The organism is Acetobacterium carbinolicum (genome assembly GCF_047456275.1).
Classification (GTDB): Bacteria; Bacillota; Clostridia; order Eubacteriales; family Eubacteriaceae; genus Acetobacterium; species Acetobacterium carbinolicum.
In genome coordinates this window covers 229,734-246,436 of the sequence record NZ_CP173357.1, presented here as the reverse complement: position 1 = coordinate 246,436, position 16,703 = coordinate 229,734, and the positions used below count along the sequence as shown (strand labels likewise).

Genomic DNA, 16,703 nt, shown 5'->3' with positions numbered 1-16,703 from the left:
TTTTTTTAACTAATCGCTGAATCCGATCGGCGCGAGGTACTGAGGTTGTTGATGATGATGATTATACGTTAATTAATTAGTGAGAGGCCGGTACGCACACGACATCATTCAACCACTTGCCATTTGGCCGCATCGTTAAGTTCTTCTTTGAAAGATGTCCACGTCATACGATTAAGACTTGTCATACTGAAGCTTTCACGACTATCATTGAAAGGATGTTTGACAATATATTCATACCATTTGCCGTTTTCATGATTGAAAACCAGATTCGTTGCCCATAAATTCGTCCCCGTGGTATCTTTAGCCGGATTGGAATAGATTATGGATTCTTTCCAATTATTTCCAAAAAAGTAGGCCTGTACCCGTAAATCTGAAGAACTTTTTTGATACGTGGTTTTACTCAATACCGTCTGAGGCATTAATTCCCACTCCCCACCATTTTCTTTTAGTATTTTTGCCCGAAACGTATCATTTGAAAAATTGCTATTCGTGATCCCCAAATATTTTCGTATTTCTTCGTCTGACATGTCTTTAATCTTATCTAAAAGCACTAGCGTGTCAAGATAAAGTCTGCCATCAGCAACCGTTGTGTGTTCTGAGCAGTACATTACCCCCACAGCGTGATCCTCGCTTTCATAGTAGGAATACCCATAACAAACACCGCCTCCGGGGCACAGATGAGCTTCGTCGCCATAATTTTCTTCTGTAAAAGCATTAATATTCAAGCCTGGCGTAATCCGGGATTGGGTTTCAAAGAGCCGAACAATATCCTTGCGCTGGGTGTCGCACAAAGATTCCTGTGAATGGCTGACAAAGCCCAGCATCGTCGGAATAGCAAAGGCTGCCAGAACAGCTAGAATAACCAGAACGACGATGATTTCGGTCAAGGTAAAGCCTTTTTTATTATTCATCACACACCTCATTGTTAAACGATGATTTTCTTTCCTAATCATTGTTTAACATTTCAATTCCCTTTTTCCGCTTTTTTCAGAACCAAAAACAGTGGCTTGTTTATTTCCAAATTAATTTTATTGCCGTTTACTATAAATCTGCTGTCCAACTGTAGATTTTTACTATTATTAAAAATAATTCCACCACTTAAGTTCGACATCAAATTCTGAGGAATTAATTCATAGTTCATAGCCTTTTTCTCATTTGTAGTTGTTTGCGTGACATTTAAAACAATATCCCGAATCTGATCAACCGGGTATGTATCAAAATCATTTATGCTCGCATTGTAGATTTTTTCTACACATTGTCCTTTATCATCAATACCAATAATATAATCCGCATTTTTCGCTATTACGTCAGTAGAAGTAATACTATTTAAAAGCTTAACTTCTACTGACGTTGACAAATTATTCTGCAAGTCCGTTTCAATATTAGTAATACTCTTTTGTTTATAAGAAATATCGCCACCACGCGTATATATTTTTTGAGCCATCAGAAAGACCGAAATCACTGTCGCCATTAAAATACCTGAGATCAATAGTGCCACCAGCAGTTCAACGAGAGTAAAGCCCATTTCCCCGTTATTCCAATTGTTTTTTTTCATTGATAGACACTCCCTTTTTTTGTAAAAGCACCTAAATCGAGATAAGATTGATCATTATTATAATAAACCCTGACATAGATCTTATAACCTACTGCATTTGCAACGCTGACAACATTTCCCGCGAGATCAACTGGCTCATAGTAATACTGCTTTCTTGGATCTGAAGGCTGATTCGGTAAAGTAAAGCTACCATTTACTTTTGTAGCATCTATCACTGTCGGATCATCCAGATTTGTCCGCTCAGACAATTGTGTCATAATTACATCAATCATCTCTTGCGCCTGGGCTGCTTCATTATTCTTTGAATCACTGAATACAACCATTTTTTGTCCGTATAGAAGCGCCCCAACAAGCGTAACCAGAATGATTGCAATGATTGCTGTGGCAGCCACTGTTTCGATGAGGGTAACACCAGCTCGGTTTTTTAAAACATTCTTCACGCTCCACCTCTTAATAATATTTTTCTGTTCCAGGAGAAATATCAATTGTCGAATTTGCCGAACCTTCGCAGGAACAGTTTAGCGGATCCGGCCAAGTTGGTGGTGTATAAGGAAGTTCTCCAGTTCCCGGTAATTCTTCAATTTTATTCCCAGTCACATTAGAATAATTCCCAACTTTATTTAATGTACTTGTCTTAATATTAAAAATATTCGATCCGCCGCCGCTCTTCCCGGCATAATAAAAGTCTGCATTACCGGGGATGGCTATCGAATTGGCGTTCAGATAAATTGCATCGGATTTCACATTGAGTTTGAGGGTATGTGGATTGTCTTGAATAAGTGTGATCTTCTCATCGTTTCCACCACCACTGTTATGATCGTAATTTCCAAAAATGACCTTCTGGGCACCGTTAATGTTCACAACTGAATTAACTTGCTCATAACCACCATTAAATCGAAGATTGAGTACCTCATTCTTCGGATAAAAATTAAGCTCACTTTGTAATCTATATATCTCGGTCTCCCCAAGGCAATCAAAATATTCACAGGTTAATTCCAGTGGACTCTTTGCTTGAACCAAACGAAAATCACCCTTAATTTCAATTTTACCCGCATCAATTTTCAATGAAGAATTCCAGTTCAGATCAATCCCATCACATTCTATGGAACAAATATTTGAAATGTCAATATGAACATTATTACTATTGACTGCCTTAATTGTACCAATAATTAGGTGATTTTTTTTGTTTTCCGCACCCTTGATCTTGAGTTGGGAGAGATGATCCAGGTTGATATTATCAGTATTTAAATAGTTGATATTTTGAAACGTTACCTGTGCGTTTGTGCTTTTTGTAGTTATATCACCGTCCAGCCAGAAATTAACCGCATCCCAAACCACGGTCGTCTTATCTCCAATAACCACAGAACCACCTTTGTTATTGGCAATATCCTCAATCACGATATCCTTTGCTTTGATAGTACTAATCAAACTATTATTATTGGCAGCAATACTAACCTTACCTGCCAGAAACGTTTCATTGCATACTATTTCCAATTTAGAATGGCTGGTAACATTAAGACTGCCATTTTTTTTATTTTTTGTGTTAAAAATAATGATGTTGTCAGCTGTTATTTTGTTGTCAATTTTACCTGCTGTCCAACTGTTTAGATTCAGATCGCCTTCTATCCAAAGATTTTCCAGGTCTTCCCAAACCACACTTGATGCTCCGTTAATGGTCAAGTTTCCTTTTTTCTGATTGGATACATTCTCAATAATAATATTTTTAGCCTTTATCCGGTTAATAATATTATTATTGTTGGTGTCAATAATCAAGTCACCTTTGATCCACAACGTGTCACACTCAATGTCAATACCGGTATTGCTACCGACAATCAAATCGCCTTCAAAAATCATCGTTCTAGCTTTTAGCTTATTTATTTTGCTCTGATTGTAGGTTTGTTTATATTCGCCTTTAAAACGCAACTCATTTGTTGCGGTAATGTTAAACGATGCACCCTCAACATTAGACGTGGGCATATTTGCCACAAAACAAATATTGTCAGCCATTAGATTCAGGATCGGATTATTTGCCCAGTTAAATTGATCCACCTTTAAGCTGGATCCAGTAGCATTAACATTTAAAACATTGCTTGTACTTGTAAACGTGCTTGTCGGGTTTGTTGCAATTGTGCATTGCGTAGTCGGCCAACTAGTTACCATAATTTTAGTACTCAACCAGCCACTAATATTGGTTGTCGGGGCTGTCGGCATCGTTGGCACTGTCGGCTTTGTGGGTTCCACAAAGGTACCTCCGCCAGAGCCCGGCGTTGTGGTAACAACATAATTATAATCGACCTGATAATCCAACTTTCGTCTGAGATTCTCAGTCTCAACCTTGAATAGGTATTTGGAGGTATCCGTCGTCCCGACAATCGTCGGAGTTTTTTCAATAAACACTTTTCCAACAACCGTGCTTGTCCCGCTATTTGAAAATGCCAAGGTATCAGCCACGTTTTTTTCGTCACAATAAATCGTTGTTATCTCATTTTCCAAGCCTAAAATAGCCTGTTTAATTAGATTTATTTCCGCTGTTGTGCTGGCTTCATCATTGAGTGCCGCTACCAGTTCATCATATTTATCTGATAATTTTTTTTCCCGTTCATGAATCGCTATCTTCCCATACTCAATCACCGACTTGGCGTCAATATAGGCCTGCCGGCTCTCAACCGTTTCCTGAGTAAAAGTAAAATCGCTGTTAGCGAACGCAAGCAGGGAGGCGACCATGATCATGATAATCATACCGATAATTAGAACAAACGCCAGGGAACTGCCTTGTTGATTCTTTAGTTTTTCTATTGTTCTAATACCCACGATCACCCTCCACCCAATTCTATGGTTTATATTTCGAAATGCCTTATCTTACTGAATTTTCTACTGTTTACCTATCTTGTACAATACGCTCTTCTTTTGTAATGCTTATTTTTCAACCATATAAACCGTAAATGTCACATTAATGCTAATATTCCCGCCGTTTAATTGAGCGGTGGTGTTTGTGGTAGACGTTGTTCCTGCCGTTGTCGCTGCTGCTTCCGGGGCAATTGCAAAGGTCGATACAATCATATCCGGTCGGGCTGCCACCGCATCCAGTAAGCGATAAAAGTTTGTTTGTGTTCCGGTGAGTTCCATATTCACCACCCCAGCCCAGGTTTCTGGCCCTTCTCCGCTTATTGCTGCATCAGCACTTTCAGTGGTTGTGTCCGTGGTTGCATCAGTACTTGCCGTCGTATCTAGTGTTGTATCTTCGGTCCCCACTGATGCCGACGGCTGTTCATCCGATGTGTAGGCCGTAAATGTCGCCACCCGAGCCAACTCATTACTTTCAATCGCCAACACCTTGGGAGATAGACTGTAATCCAGACTCAACTGGGTTAGTAGCATATCCAACCCTTCATTGGTCAGCTTCGGTTGGAAAGGCGCTTTTAAAGTGACCAGACTGGCCGTGGCATCATCCCGGGTTTGCATCGTGGACGGAATGGCATCAATTGCCATTTCCATCGATTCTTTTGTGAACTGGGCCTCAGAAACCTGGTCGTTAACCACCTGAAAACTGCTAAAACTTGGCAAAATTACAAAATAGATACCGAAAAATCCAATCAGAAAACAACCTAAAGTATAAATTAGCAATTTTTCTCTTTTGGTCAGTTTTTTCATTGGCTATTACCTGCTTTCAGATAGGCAACGGCGGCAAATCCGTATCCCTTGGTTGTTGACGTCGTTGTTGTCGTGGTGCTTGTTTGTGTCGAGATCTCAGCATAACCGGTGTATTCCACCTGGGTAAAGTACCCGGTGCTTTTTAACCGTTCAATATAGCGTGCCGCTTCCTTTTCGTTGTCGGCGATCGCAATAATCTGGAGCGCTCCAGTGGTTCCATCATAATCCAGAGAATTAAGATCGATCACATTATTCCCCTGTGTCGCAATGCTGTTCATCATCACCGATACTAAATCAGGATTGCTGCTAATCGCGGCATTAATGGCTTCAATTCGTGAAACTTCTGTCTGTAATCCACTGACCTCATCGGTTAATGCTTTGGCCTGCAAATATTCGGCCTGGTTGTTGGTATCACTGATATAAGCATTTATTTCTTCCAGCTCTTTCTGAGCACGGTATTTAAGTCCAAAAAAGACCCCAAAAACAATTAAGCAGATCAGGATCATAGCAGCAGGAAGAATTAACGCCTTATATTCAAAAGGCAGTTCTTTTTTAACCACACTGCTCTTTTTAAAGGCGATAAAAAGATTGATCGGTTTTGTTCCGGCAAAAAAACCGGCAATGGGATAAATAAAGCGCCCAAAATCGAAGGACTCATCCATCACAAAGCCATTTTTTATATTGGGGGTCTGAGGTATATTAAAAAGATTGAGATCCGGATCAAAATTAAGTGCCCGAAGGCCGCTTAGTTCATACTCATCCAACCCGGCATAAAGGCTCATATTCAGGGTATGTTCGGATTTCTGTGATTTGTTAAACTGGATCAGCGATGACAGCTTGCCAAAGAGTTCATCGGCAAAAGCATCAGTCCCTCGTTCAGCAAGCAACCGGGAGCGATTGGAAAAAATATAAATGCCGTTTTCAAATAACAGCGATACCAGGTTTTTCCCATCCAGAATATTAAGCGCAAAGGTCATGCCCTTGTAGTCTTTGGTTGCCGATACATATTGAATCAGCGTGTTAAGCCCCACATCGATGCTCTTGATCTGAATTTTCAAACTGGCAAACAAGGTAATGTAAGACTCCAACACCCGTTTTTCAACGCCGCAACCAAAGATATTATTACCGGTCACTCCAGGTATGTGGGCATAATCCACCACCAGGTCATCATAGTTACCGGCCGAATCATCAAATTCAGCGGCAGCCAGGGCGGCTAGTTCTTTGGGTTTGAGTTTGGGAACCGCCACCGTTTTTGTGGCAATCAAACTGCTGTCGATGACCAGTTTCATATTTTTAAACAGTTTGGGATTCTCTTTTCGTGCTGCAACAATCGACTCTCTTACCGCTTCTTCATTGGTAATGACGCCATTGATCAGCGCTCCGGTCTCCACCGGCAATAGTATAAAATTAGATATGTTAAGACGTCCACCCTTAATGGTCCCCTGGAGGACTTGGATACCATCATTTGAAAAATAGACAACTGTCTGCATATAAAGCCTTCCTATCCGATATTTTGATACAAGCTCATAATTGGGAGCATCACCGATAACATGATACCGCCGACAATTACAGCCATAATAATGATCATAATGGGTTCAATAAAGGTCACCAGCCGGGTGGTCGCCATTTCCGCTTCATAGTCAAAGGAGTCCGCCACTGATTCTAGCATATCATCCAGATTTCCGGATTCTTCGCCAATATAGATCGTGGATACCAGCTTGGCGTCAAACCCTTCAATGGTTTGGATCGACGCTGAAAGCGGCTCCCCATTGCGTACCTGCTCAATGGCATGAGGAAACTGCGATTGCAAGTAGGTGTTCCCGATGGTATCCCCGCTGATGGTCAGGGCGTTGATCATCGCCAAACCGCTGGAATATAGTGAACTTAGAGTTCTGGCAAAACGGGCAGTGTAAATAATCTTCATCAGCTTGCCGATCTGGGGGATTTTTAATTTAAACTGATCCAAGGCTTTTTTGACACCGGGGACTGTTATCAGAAAGCTTCCCAACACAATTAAAATCAATGTTCCGATAAGATAAATATACCAATAGGTGGTCATCGAATTACTGATATTAATCATTAACTGCGTAATCGCCGGCAATTCAATGCCTTCAAAGAGGGTAAAAAACTGGGGTAAAATCAAGGTAAAAATTAGAATCACAACCATGATCGTGATAAAAAATAAAATGATCGGGTAGGTCATCGCACTTTTAATTTTCCCCCGGAGCTTATGTTCCTTCTCATAGTGATCGGCCATCTTTCGGGCTGTTCCCTCCATCTGACCACTGGCTTCCCCGGATTTATACATATTGATCAGCAGCTCGGGAAAGGAGCCGCCGGTTGCTTCCATGGCATAAGACAGGGTATTGCCCCGTTGGATTTCCTGATACAGGATACTGTAAACTTTTTTGATCGGCGGTTTAATATCACGTTCTTCCATAATCTTAATCGCCCGGATCATGGTGATACCTGAAGCCAACATCCCGGAAATCTGTCTGGAAAAATCCGACAATTCCATTGGTTTTAGTTTATAAACCTTATGATGTTCCGAAACTTCGGTTATTTTTAAGGCAAATTCATTATTCTGCCGCAGCGTTCGTCGAACCAAATCCGAACTTGCGGCTTCCATGGTGCCCTTTACCATTTGAGACTGTAAGTTTTTTGCAGTGTATTTATAAACAGGCATAGGCCCTCCGTTTTTGACTTTAGCTTAAGCGATTATAACCCGAACAGGTTAAAATACCACTGTATTATTATATCACCAAATAGTAATGCTGTCATGATTCCGATGCATAAATAAGGGCCAAAGGCCATATGCTTATCCTTTGTTTTTCTGGCCAGCAGCATAACTGCCACCGCGCCCCCAAGGATCAGGCCAATAAAGGCTGCCAGCAAAGTATTTTCCCAGCCCAACAGAAATCCGGCGACCCCCATCAGCTTAATATCCCCACCGCCAAAGGCATCGGCGATAAAAAGAGCCAGGACCAACATCGGCAGACTAATCACTCCCATGCCAATCACTCGGGAAAGGAGCCCGATCTGAGGGAAAAAGAAAAAGCTGAGTAAAGCCGGTGCCATCAGCGCAATCACGAGACCATTGGGAATGGTCATGGTATCAAAGTCAATCATGGTAATACAGATTAAAATGGCCCCTGCCGAGAATACTACCAGCCACTGAAAGGATAGACCATAAACTGCAAAAATCAGGATTGCCATCAGCCCGGTAAAGAGTTCAACTAACAGATAGCGAACGGCGATGGGCTCACCGCAATCGACGCATTTCCCCCGTAGCCAGAGATAGCTAAACAGCGGAATATTGTGATAGCCCTTGATCTGAGCATTGCAACGGGGGCAGAACGAGCGTCCCTTGGCAAAGGATAGCGCCTTGGGTACCCGGTAGATAACCACGTTAAGAAAGCTACCGATAACAATTCCGATAACAAAGATATATAAATAGAGGATACTGTTAATCAGCACAAGCATATGCGTCTAAGTCCTTTCCTGAAAAGCGATCACTTAAGATAGCGTTTGTTTCTTTGTTTTGCTACTGATGGTTTCGCCTGGCGAATACCGGGTTTCCCAACCATCACGGCTATAGACAATATAATCAATGGTGGCATCCCGGTTATCATCAATCACCCGGATTTCCGCCTCACGATTGATCTCCTGACCAATCAGATCAACGAGATCCGTTTGAACCGGTACGCGGTAATCACCCAAAGCCTTAAATTCAATGGCTTTGGCCCGGGCTGCCAGATAGACCAGTTTGGCATTGGCGGCGTTGGTGGTATGACGTAAAGCTGTGACCAGACCTGAAATTATCAGTATGACCACGACGAGAATTAACACCACCGTCAGAACAAAACCTCGGCTAAACCCAATCGGTTCGTTATTTGAGGAAGCTAATTCATAGTCTTTGATTGGATGCAAGGGTTACCTCCCAAAATGATTTCTATTCTAAGAATGACAAGCGAAATTATTCTACCATAAACTTTACAGGATTGACTTAAATTGTTGGGGTTTAATTGTTAAATTCTTCTTTACTTATCGAAAAAACAGCAGCTTCAGCACTACAATTTCTACAGTGCAATAATGTATAACCACCTGAACACGATCTCGGTAATGCTAAACTTGGTTTAAATAAAAAACTCCCGATCCCCGGGCAAACCCAATGACGGGTTTGCGCCTTGGATAGGGAGAGAGTACCCTATGGCGCATAGGGTATAGTAAGTTATACTTTAGAGCTTTTTAACCGTTGCACCAGTAGCAGTACCGGTCTTATCGATAGTAATTTCATAACCATTCTTAGTATAAACTACTTTGTCTATTTTCCCTGCGTTAGCACTATCGAGTGTTACCACCCAAAAGGAATCCCCATCGGCGACATCTGCAACCGCAGCTGCATCCGAAATATCCAAATCATCATCTAAATAGTTTTTCATTGTTAAACTAGCTCCTGTTGGCGCTGGAGTAGTTGCACCAACACTTGCTGAATTCAATGCCCCTGTAGCAATTGTTTGACCTGTTCCTTCATATTCTGTCGCGGTCGCTTGTGAAGCTAAATAAACTGAACGTGCTTCAGCAATTAACGCTTTACCTCTAGCTTCTTCAACAAATCCCAACATCGTCGGAATCGTAAACGCCGCCAAGATCGCCAGGATCACCAATACTACAATAATTTCGACCAGGGTAAACCCTTTTCTGTTTTTTTTGATTCTGTTAATTAATTCCATTTTGCGTCACTCCTTATTTTTTTATTTTATTACTTTATTTGCTCTATATGATCATCTGCGCCTAGAGATGATTTATAAACTGGATTTATTGCTAAAACAGACCCGTTTTCTCATGGTGTCCATTATTTTGTCTTAATCATTACGATTAGCTTTTTTGTCAAAAAAAGCCACACTTTCGTCGTGTGGCAACTGGCTGTCGTATCAAATTGGATTTTCAATACTTATTCCAATCGACTTAGACCCTTTAGCTTTGCGTCCCAGATTTTCATCTGTTTTGCCTTTATTTTATGCTGTCTACACTTAAATCTTATGTTAACGCCTATTAAAAGTCAAGTTAAAACTTTACAAGTTTGTGACAACTTTCCGCTATTTAATCCGTTTAAGATTTATCCACAAAAATTCTATACCGTCACATCTTTTTTAAACCCAAACACCTGCCACACATGCTCAGTTAATTTTTTATTATTCGACCAACTTTAGCTTATTTATTTATTCCAAGGTACCGCCGGTCGGAAACCTGGAGCTTCCAGTTTTTCAACTGTCACATTTTCTTCATTTCCAAGCAAACACCATGGAATGTAAAGCGATGCACCAATTTATGATCACCATTTTGCAACGCTTGTATTATTATTTTCAATGGTTACCCGATAGCCATTTTTTAGGTATACCACTTTATTTACTTTTCCGGTTTTTCCATCTGCCGGGTCAACACCAACCGTTACTGTCCAAGCTGCCTCCTGATTCTCCGGTGTGGCTTGAGGCTTAGTCATCAAATCAAGATCTGAAATTTCAAGATCAGATCTAAGATAACTAAACATTTTCAAACTCGCCTGAACTCTGGGAGAGTCATAGTCAAAATGATCCGGTTTATATTTACTCCGATACGATATCTTTGTCGAACCTAAACAATTTGATAATCCAAACCATTGATTACTTTCCGAATCCGTCAAATCAGTGATTCCACTAAATTCGGTTGCTACCGCTTGTGCCGCGACATAAACCTCCCGGGCTTCAGCAATATAGGCTTTTCCTCTGGCATCTGCGACAAATCCCAGCATCGTCGGTATGGTAAAGGCGGCCAGTATCGCCAGAACCACTAAGACGACAATAATTTCGACCAGGGTAAACCCTTTTTTTTGATCACGCTGTTTTTTAATCCACTCCATAAATCCCTCTTATCCCTCTTAAGTAATAATAATTCTCATAACCCGGTAAGATGACGGTGAAACGTTTTTTTATACAAAAAAAGCCGCATAAAATGCAGCAACTGGCTGTCGTATCATATCGAATTTTTATCAATCCACTGATTTAGACCCTATAGCTTTGCGTCCCAGAGTTTCCTCTGATTTGCCCTTATTATTCACAGTTCTTTTTAATCATAGGTGAGCATCTCAAAAAAGTCAAGTTAAGAATTTACAAATTTTGATATTTTCCCTTGGCTAATTTCGAGCTTTGTAACATCAATATCGTGCGCAAAGCAATTTTCTTTAACTTTTTTTTCACAAGTAGCGTCTAAACGCTGCCGATACCAACCTTGAATTTATGATAAAACGATCGACAGCATTCGGGCGGTTGATAACCGCCCCTACAAATTCTATTTGACGTTATTGTTTTAGCCAACTACCGCCCAAAATACTGATTAAACTCCTGCTTGTCACTGGCCCATTCCAGACCGACTTCGTAGGTGATTTTCTGGTCTCTAACCAGCATCGCCAAATCGGCATTCAGGGTTTTCATACCGTCACGGCCGCCGGTTTGCATCACCGAAGCCAGCTGATGGGTTTTATTTTCGCGGATCAGATTAAGCACCGCATCGGTGCCAATTAGCACCTCCAGGGCGGCCATCCGACCTTCCCCAGTGGCCAGGGGCACCAGTTGCTGGGTAACGACCCCTTTTAAAATGCTGGACAGCTGGGTTCTAATCTGCTGTTGACTGTGGGGAGGAAAGACATCAATGATTCGATCAATGGTATTGGCCGCCCCAATGGTGTGGAGTGTCGACAAGACCAGGTGTCCCGTTTCGGCGGCGGTAACGGCAGCAGAAACAGTTTCGTAGTCGCGCATTTCACCCACCAGAATCACATCCGGGTCCTCCCGCAACGAAGACCGCAGGGCTTGTGCAAAAGAGTTGGCATCGACCCCAATTTCGCGCTGATGAACGATACTATGCTTATGCTCATGTTTGTATTCCACCGGATCTTCAATGGTTAAAATATGCACTGCCCGATTCATGTTGATGTAATCAATCATTGAAGCCAGCGTGGTTGACTTTCCGCTACCGGTGGGACCGGTGATTAAAATCAGTCCCCGTGGCTCACTGGCTAACTTCCGAATAATCGGCGGCAGTTTGAGGTCTTCAAAACTGGGAATGGTATCGTTAAGCAAACGGATGGCAGCAGCATAACTGCCCTGCTGTTTATAGATATTGACCCGCTGCCTTAGCCCTTCTGGGGTGACATGGCAAAAATCCAGATCGGTACCGGACTCCAGACTCTCCCGTTCAATCGGAGTCAACAAGCTAAAAATCAGGTTTTCAATCATTTGCGGATTATGTTCAAAGTCGCTTTGATAAAGCTTACCATTTTTTCTGAAAACCGGTGGCAGCTCCCGGGATAAATGAATATCCGAACAATCATTGCGGCGGCCATAATTAACCAGCTCTAAAAAATTTGTCATCTTGCTTCTCCCTATTCGACGTAATATGATAATTTAAGAAATTCTTCCATCGAGGTAATCCCCTGGATCGTCAGATTAGAGACACTTTTTCGCAAAGGGATCAGCCGCTCGGTTTCTTCCACATAGCTGTAAATATCCTCAATCGGTTCCCTTCGGGAAATTAAAGTCCGAATGGTTTTATCGATGGCCAGAATTTCATGGATAGCCGTTCGGCCTTTGTAACCGGTATTGTTGCACATGTGGCAGCCGCGGCCCCGATACAAGGTAGTCAGTCGGGGTTCCCCCAGCAGGTCTTTCTCAATCTCGGTCGCCGCATAGGCTTCCCGGCAATTGGGACAGATTTTTTTGACCAGTCGCTGGGCTACTACCCCAGTTAATGAGTTGGCCACCATATAAGGCTCAACGCCCATATCCTGGAGTCGCACCACGGCCGATACCGCGTCATTGGTATGGAGGGTAGACAACACCAGATGACCGGTGATGGCGGAACGCACAGCAATGGAAGCCGTCTCGGAGTCCCGGGTTTCACCAACCATGATGATATCCGGATCCTGACGCAGAATCGAACGCAGACCCACGTCAAAGGTCAGCCCCGCCAGAATATTCACCTGAGTTTGATTGATCTTGGGCAGATTCCGCTCCACCGGATCTTCGATGGTAGCGATATTAACATTCCGCTGACTGAGCATTTCTAAAATCATGTACAGGGTGGTGGTTTTGCCGCTACCGGTCGGACCCGTGATATAAACCACCCCATGGGGGCTTTGGAGCATTTGAAGGATTTTCTGATAATCCCCATCATTCATTCCAAATTGACCGGCATGATCAAGTGGTACATTCATGCTTAAAAAACGCATCACCATTTTTTCGCCGTAAACGGTAGGGATACTGGAACTCCTGACATTCATTTCAACACCATCGATACGAATCCGGAAATGGCCATCCTGGGGGACCCGGCGTTCGGCGATATCCAGATTTGACAGGATCTTAATACGGGCAATCAGGGACTGATGGAGATTATTAGCCAGAGTCAGGTAATCAACAATCAGGCCGTCAATTCGTAGCCGAATAATGGTTTCTTTTTCAAAGGGTTCAATGTGAATATCACTGGCCCCGGCATTATGTCCTTTTAACAAAACCGAATTGACCAAATTGACAATCGGGGCGTCTCCCTCATTGGTAAGAATGTCCTCCACAAAAGACAAACTACTGCCTTCAACCGTCTTATTGGCGGCTTTGGCGGCTTTTTTTGCTTCAATTTCGGTATAAGTTTTTCGGATTGTCTCAAGAATCACTTCGCGGGTGGCCAGAACAACATCAATGTTCATATTGGTAATCAGCCGTAGATCTTCAATGGCATAAAAATCCAAAGGATCATTCATCGCCACCACCAGGTGATTGTTCTCTTCGGCAATCGGGATCAGCGTATACTTAAAGGCAATATTCTGAGGGATTTTTCCCGCCGCATCCAAATCGATAACGGTATCCTTTAAATCCAACACCAGTACATTCAGGCGCTTAGACAAGGCCTCCAACAACTGAGACTCGGTAACGTAACCATAATCAACCAGAATCGCCCCCAGCCGTTTACTTTTATCCACCTTCTGATAAGCCAGGGCTTCTTGAAGCTGTTCTTCCTTAATAAATCCGGCGTTTATTAAAATATCACCAATTCGAATATTTTTAGTTTCCATTCTTTCCTTCTTCCCCAAAAATCACTTGCTTTAAAAAAATTTGCTTTTCAAATTCATGTACGGACATCGGTTTCCCAAAAAAGTAGCCCTGGATAATATCGCAGCCGAGTTTTCTTAACATTTCTACCTCTTCTTTTGTTTCAATCCCTTCGGCAACCACCGTCATCCCCAGTTTTTTAATCATATCAATAGTGGATTCCACCACGATATGGTTTTGCTCGCGATTGATGCGACTGTTGAAAAAGCCCTGATCCATCTTAATCACGTCCAAAGGTAAATTTCCCAACAGGTTGATCGAAGAATAACCGGATCCAAAATCGTCCATGGACATTTTAAAGCCATAGTTCCGAAAGGCTTGCCCAATCTCAATCATCCGATCGACATCTTCAAAAATACTGGATTCGGTGAGCTCAATTTCAAGCTGCCCCCGATGAATTCGGTACTGGTTGGTAATGCTTAGAACCCGTTCAATAAAATCAATCTGATTGAGATTTTTTCGAGAAATATTGACTGAGATCGATATGTCTGGATGTTTTTTGGCTTCCCAGCTTTTTAAGACTTTACACACCTCTTCTAACATAAACATATCCAATTTTCTAATAAACCCGGTTTGTTCAAAAATAGGAATAAATTCCCCCGGAGAGATCAGCCCTTTTTGAGGATGCCGCCACCGCACCAATGCTTCACCCCCGCAATAGCTATTGGTATGGAGATTATACTTGGGTTGGAGATACATTTCAAACTGATTGTTTTCCAGTGCATCTTCCATCTGATCGATAATTTCTTTTTCATCCCCAATTTTTTTACGGAAGGCATCTGAATAGAAAAACCAATGATGATTATCAGCGGTTTTAGCCGCAATCCGCGCCATGTTGGCCTTTTCTCTGATTTTTTCGAGGTTGCCCTTTTTATCTTCAATAATATAGATGCCAAAATGACAGGAGATCCGTTCCTTAATACCAATGGCTTCTCTTTCAACGTTAAGGACGCGAATAAATTCTTTAATCCGCCGGGTTATTTTATCCCGCTCATCACAAAGACAGAGAATCGCAAAATGATCACCAGACACCCGGGCATAGGTTTCTTGCTTGTTCATCCGCTCTTTTAAGATCTTTACCACTGTCTTAAGCACTAAATCACCCTTTTCATGGCCATATTCTTCATTGATAAAGCGAAAGCGGTCAATATCAAAGGTCAAAATGGCGCAACTGGTTACCGCTTTAGATTCTAAAACTTCAGTTGCTTCCAACTTGAACTTTTGCCAATTATTGCCTCCGGTCACCTCATCCACATAGGCAATCCGCTCCAACCTTTTTTTAGCACGATCCTGAAAAACAAAGATCGTGGCAAACAAAATCGTAATGACAATGAATGACCCGCCAATCAGCAGAAATGAATACCAGCTAATTCTTCTTGTCTGGTCACTGATTACCTGGGTCGGCACGACTGTCATCATATACCAGTCGTTAATCTTAAGCGGCTGATAGACCGTATGGCGTTCCAGACCAGCATAACGAATCGAAAAACTGCCCTCTTCCCTTAAGGCCATCTTTTGTCTCACCACTGTCATATCATCTCCAGCTCTCATTTCTCCAAAATCCAATACCTTAAACATGTTTCCAAACACGCCCACACTATTGGGATGAAGCGATGAGATCACCTCATCCCCATTGGCCTTGACAATATAAGAGTAACCCTGGTTTGAAAAGCTCTCGACTTCCAGATAGTTTTTCATTTTTTCAGTTTCCACCGAAGCCAGAACAACTGCCACCACTTCATTGTTGCGATAAATCGGAGCTGCATAAACATTAATGGGTTTGCCGTCAGAATAGTCGGCAAGAGTATCCGATACGACCACCTTGCCGACCTTGGCTTCGGTAAAATAAGGGCGCTCGGATACACTGTAAGTTAGCCCATCCGTGGTCATCAGCTCGCCACTGAGACTAACAATCCCCATTCGTTTATACTCACTTTTTACCGCATTTATTTTGATCAGTTCGAGCATTTCCCGCTGATCCACTTTTCCACTGGCTTCAATTAGTTTACTGATGGTTTCCATATCTTGTAGGTGGGTTTCAACCTTGGCCTCCACTAATTGGGCACCCTGATTTCCCACCTCCGATAAATACAAATAGGTTTGTTCTTCTAACTCCCGATCAATAAGGGATACATATGCAAAGCTAAGCGTTAAAAAGAGAACAACAATCGCAGTTGCAATGACGCTTCCCCGAACAAATTTTAAACGTGGCTTCATTTGTCATCCTCTCTTCTATAAATTATCCCCACCTTACAAACCGCTTGTATCGCAGCATCATTTTAATCGGAGCATTCTTTTCATTCTACCAAATAAAAAGAACTTATTCAATGGCCTTGAATAAGTTCTTATGTTAAAAG

14 protein-coding genes and 2 riboswitches are annotated in these 16,703 nt (G+C 42.2%); all 14 genes read right to left on the bottom strand.

The genetic code is table 11. The annotated features are described in order from the left end of the window. Positions 1-104: 104 nt before the first annotated feature. The 14 genes from ACIZ62_RS01170 to ACIZ62_RS01105 all read right to left on the bottom strand — a co-directional run bounded on the left by ACIZ62_RS01170 (position 105) and on the right by ACIZ62_RS01105 (position 16,563). The gene (locus ACIZ62_RS01170) at positions 105-911 is read right to left on the bottom strand and encodes a prepilin-type N-terminal cleavage/methylation domain-containing protein (RefSeq protein ID WP_414151098.1); all 807 of its coding nucleotides are present in this window, start codon (positions 909-911) and stop codon (positions 105-107) included. 53 nt (positions 912-964) lie between these two features. Beyond that, entirely contained in the window at positions 965-1,555 is a 591-nt protein-coding gene (locus tag ACIZ62_RS01165) for a PilW family protein (protein WP_414151097.1), read from the bottom strand. Beyond that, complete coding sequence (locus ACIZ62_RS01160; RefSeq protein ID WP_414151096.1) at positions 1,552-1,995, bottom strand: prepilin-type N-terminal cleavage/methylation domain-containing protein; 444 nt, start codon at positions 1,993-1,995, stop codon at positions 1,552-1,554. Before ACIZ62_RS01160 ends, ACIZ62_RS01165 begins: the two co-directional genes overlap by 4 nt. A gap of 10 nt (positions 1,996-2,005) precedes the next feature. Beyond that, a complete protein-coding gene (locus ACIZ62_RS01155) occupies positions 2,006-4,366 on the bottom strand; it encodes a hypothetical protein (RefSeq protein WP_414151095.1) in 2,361 nt (786 codons plus the stop codon). Positions 4,367-4,471: 105 nt separating this feature from the next. Beyond that, the gene (locus ACIZ62_RS01150) at positions 4,472-5,206 is read right to left on the bottom strand and encodes a hypothetical protein (protein WP_111888363.1); all 735 of its coding nucleotides are present in this window, start codon (positions 5,204-5,206) and stop codon (positions 4,472-4,474) included. Next, the gene (locus tag ACIZ62_RS01145; RefSeq protein ID WP_111888364.1) at positions 5,203-6,696 is read right to left on the bottom strand and encodes a hypothetical protein; all 1,494 of its coding nucleotides are present in this window, start codon (positions 6,694-6,696) and stop codon (positions 5,203-5,205) included. The genes ACIZ62_RS01150 and ACIZ62_RS01145 overlap by 4 nt, the downstream gene beginning before the upstream one ends. An 11-nt stretch (positions 6,697-6,707) precedes the next feature. Beyond that, positions 6,708-7,892 carry a type II secretion system F family protein gene (locus ACIZ62_RS01140; RefSeq protein WP_111888365.1) on the bottom strand — a complete coding sequence of 395 codons (1,185 nt, stop codon included), beginning with the start codon at positions 7,890-7,892 and terminating at the stop codon, positions 6,708-6,710. Positions 7,893-7,924: 32 nt separating this feature from the next. Further along, complete coding sequence (locus ACIZ62_RS01135) at positions 7,925-8,689, bottom strand: prepilin peptidase (protein WP_414151094.1); 765 nt, start codon at positions 8,687-8,689, stop codon at positions 7,925-7,927. A gap of 33 nt (positions 8,690-8,722) precedes the next feature. Continuing rightward, entirely contained in the window at positions 8,723-9,136 is a 414-nt protein-coding gene (locus ACIZ62_RS01130; protein WP_414151093.1) for a hypothetical protein, read from the bottom strand. A 308-nt stretch (positions 9,137-9,444) separates the two neighbouring features. Continuing rightward, entirely contained in the window at positions 9,445-9,939 is a 495-nt protein-coding gene (locus ACIZ62_RS01125; RefSeq protein WP_414151092.1) for a type II secretion system protein, read from the bottom strand. Positions 9,940-10,120: 181 nt separating this feature from the next. Next, a riboswitch (cyclic di-GMP riboswitch) is annotated at positions 10,121-10,228 on the bottom strand. 313 nt (positions 10,229-10,541) lie between these two features. Continuing rightward, complete coding sequence (locus ACIZ62_RS01120; protein ID WP_111888370.1) at positions 10,542-11,105, bottom strand: prepilin-type N-terminal cleavage/methylation domain-containing protein; 564 nt, start codon at positions 11,103-11,105, stop codon at positions 10,542-10,544. Between the two features lie 93 nt (positions 11,106-11,198). Beyond that, positions 11,199-11,301, bottom strand: a riboswitch (cyclic di-GMP riboswitch). A 258-nt stretch (positions 11,302-11,559) separates the two neighbouring features. Continuing rightward, positions 11,560-12,615 carry a type IV pilus twitching motility protein PilT gene (locus ACIZ62_RS01115; RefSeq protein WP_111888371.1) on the bottom strand — a complete coding sequence of 352 codons (1,056 nt, stop codon included), beginning with the start codon at positions 12,613-12,615 and terminating at the stop codon, positions 11,560-11,562. Positions 12,616-12,626: 11 nt separating this feature from the next. Continuing rightward, a complete protein-coding gene (locus ACIZ62_RS01110) occupies positions 12,627-14,309 on the bottom strand; it encodes a GspE/PulE family protein (RefSeq protein ID WP_414151091.1) in 1,683 nt (560 codons plus the stop codon). Continuing rightward, positions 14,299-16,563 carry an EAL domain-containing protein gene (locus ACIZ62_RS01105; RefSeq protein WP_111888373.1) on the bottom strand — a complete coding sequence of 755 codons (2,265 nt, stop codon included), beginning with the start codon at positions 16,561-16,563 and terminating at the stop codon, positions 14,299-14,301. Before ACIZ62_RS01105 ends, ACIZ62_RS01110 begins: the two co-directional genes overlap by 11 nt. Positions 16,564-16,703: the final 140 nt, after the last annotated feature.

Bases quoted from the DNA above. Each gene is read 5' to 3' on its own strand.
- ACIZ62_RS01170 (WP_414151098.1), bottom strand. From the start codon at position 911: ATGAATAATAAAAAAGGCTTTACCTTGACCGAAATCATCGTCGTTCTG.
- ACIZ62_RS01165 (WP_414151097.1), bottom strand. From the start codon at position 1,555: ATGAAAAAAAACAATTGGAATAACGGGGAAATGGGCTTTACTCTCGTT.
- ACIZ62_RS01150 (WP_111888363.1), bottom strand. From the start codon at position 5,206: ATGAAAAAACTGACCAAAAGAGAAAAATTGCTAATTTATACTTTAGGT.
- ACIZ62_RS01145 (WP_111888364.1), bottom strand. From the start codon at position 6,696: ATGCAGACAGTTGTCTATTTTTCAAATGATGGTATCCAAGTCCTCCAG.
- ACIZ62_RS01140 (WP_111888365.1), bottom strand. From the start codon at position 7,892: ATGCCTGTTTATAAATACACTGCAAAAAACTTACAGTCTCAAATGGTA.
- ACIZ62_RS01135 (WP_414151094.1), bottom strand. From the start codon at position 8,689: ATGCTTGTGCTGATTAACAGTATCCTCTATTTATATATCTTTGTTATC.
- ACIZ62_RS01125 (WP_414151092.1), bottom strand. From the start codon at position 9,939: ATGGAATTAATTAACAGAATCAAAAAAAACAGAAAAGGGTTTACCCTG.
- ACIZ62_RS01120 (WP_111888370.1), bottom strand. From the start codon at position 11,105: ATGGAGTGGATTAAAAAACAGCGTGATCAAAAAAAAGGGTTTACCCTG.
- ACIZ62_RS01115 (WP_111888371.1), bottom strand. From the start codon at position 12,615: ATGACAAATTTTTTAGAGCTGGTTAATTATGGCCGCCGCAATGATTGT.
- ACIZ62_RS01110 (WP_414151091.1), bottom strand. From the start codon at position 14,309: ATGGAAACTAAAAATATTCGAATTGGTGATATTTTAATAAACGCCGGA.
- ACIZ62_RS01105 (WP_111888373.1), bottom strand. From the start codon at position 16,563: ATGAAGCCACGTTTAAAATTTGTTCGGGGAAGCGTCATTGCAACTGCG.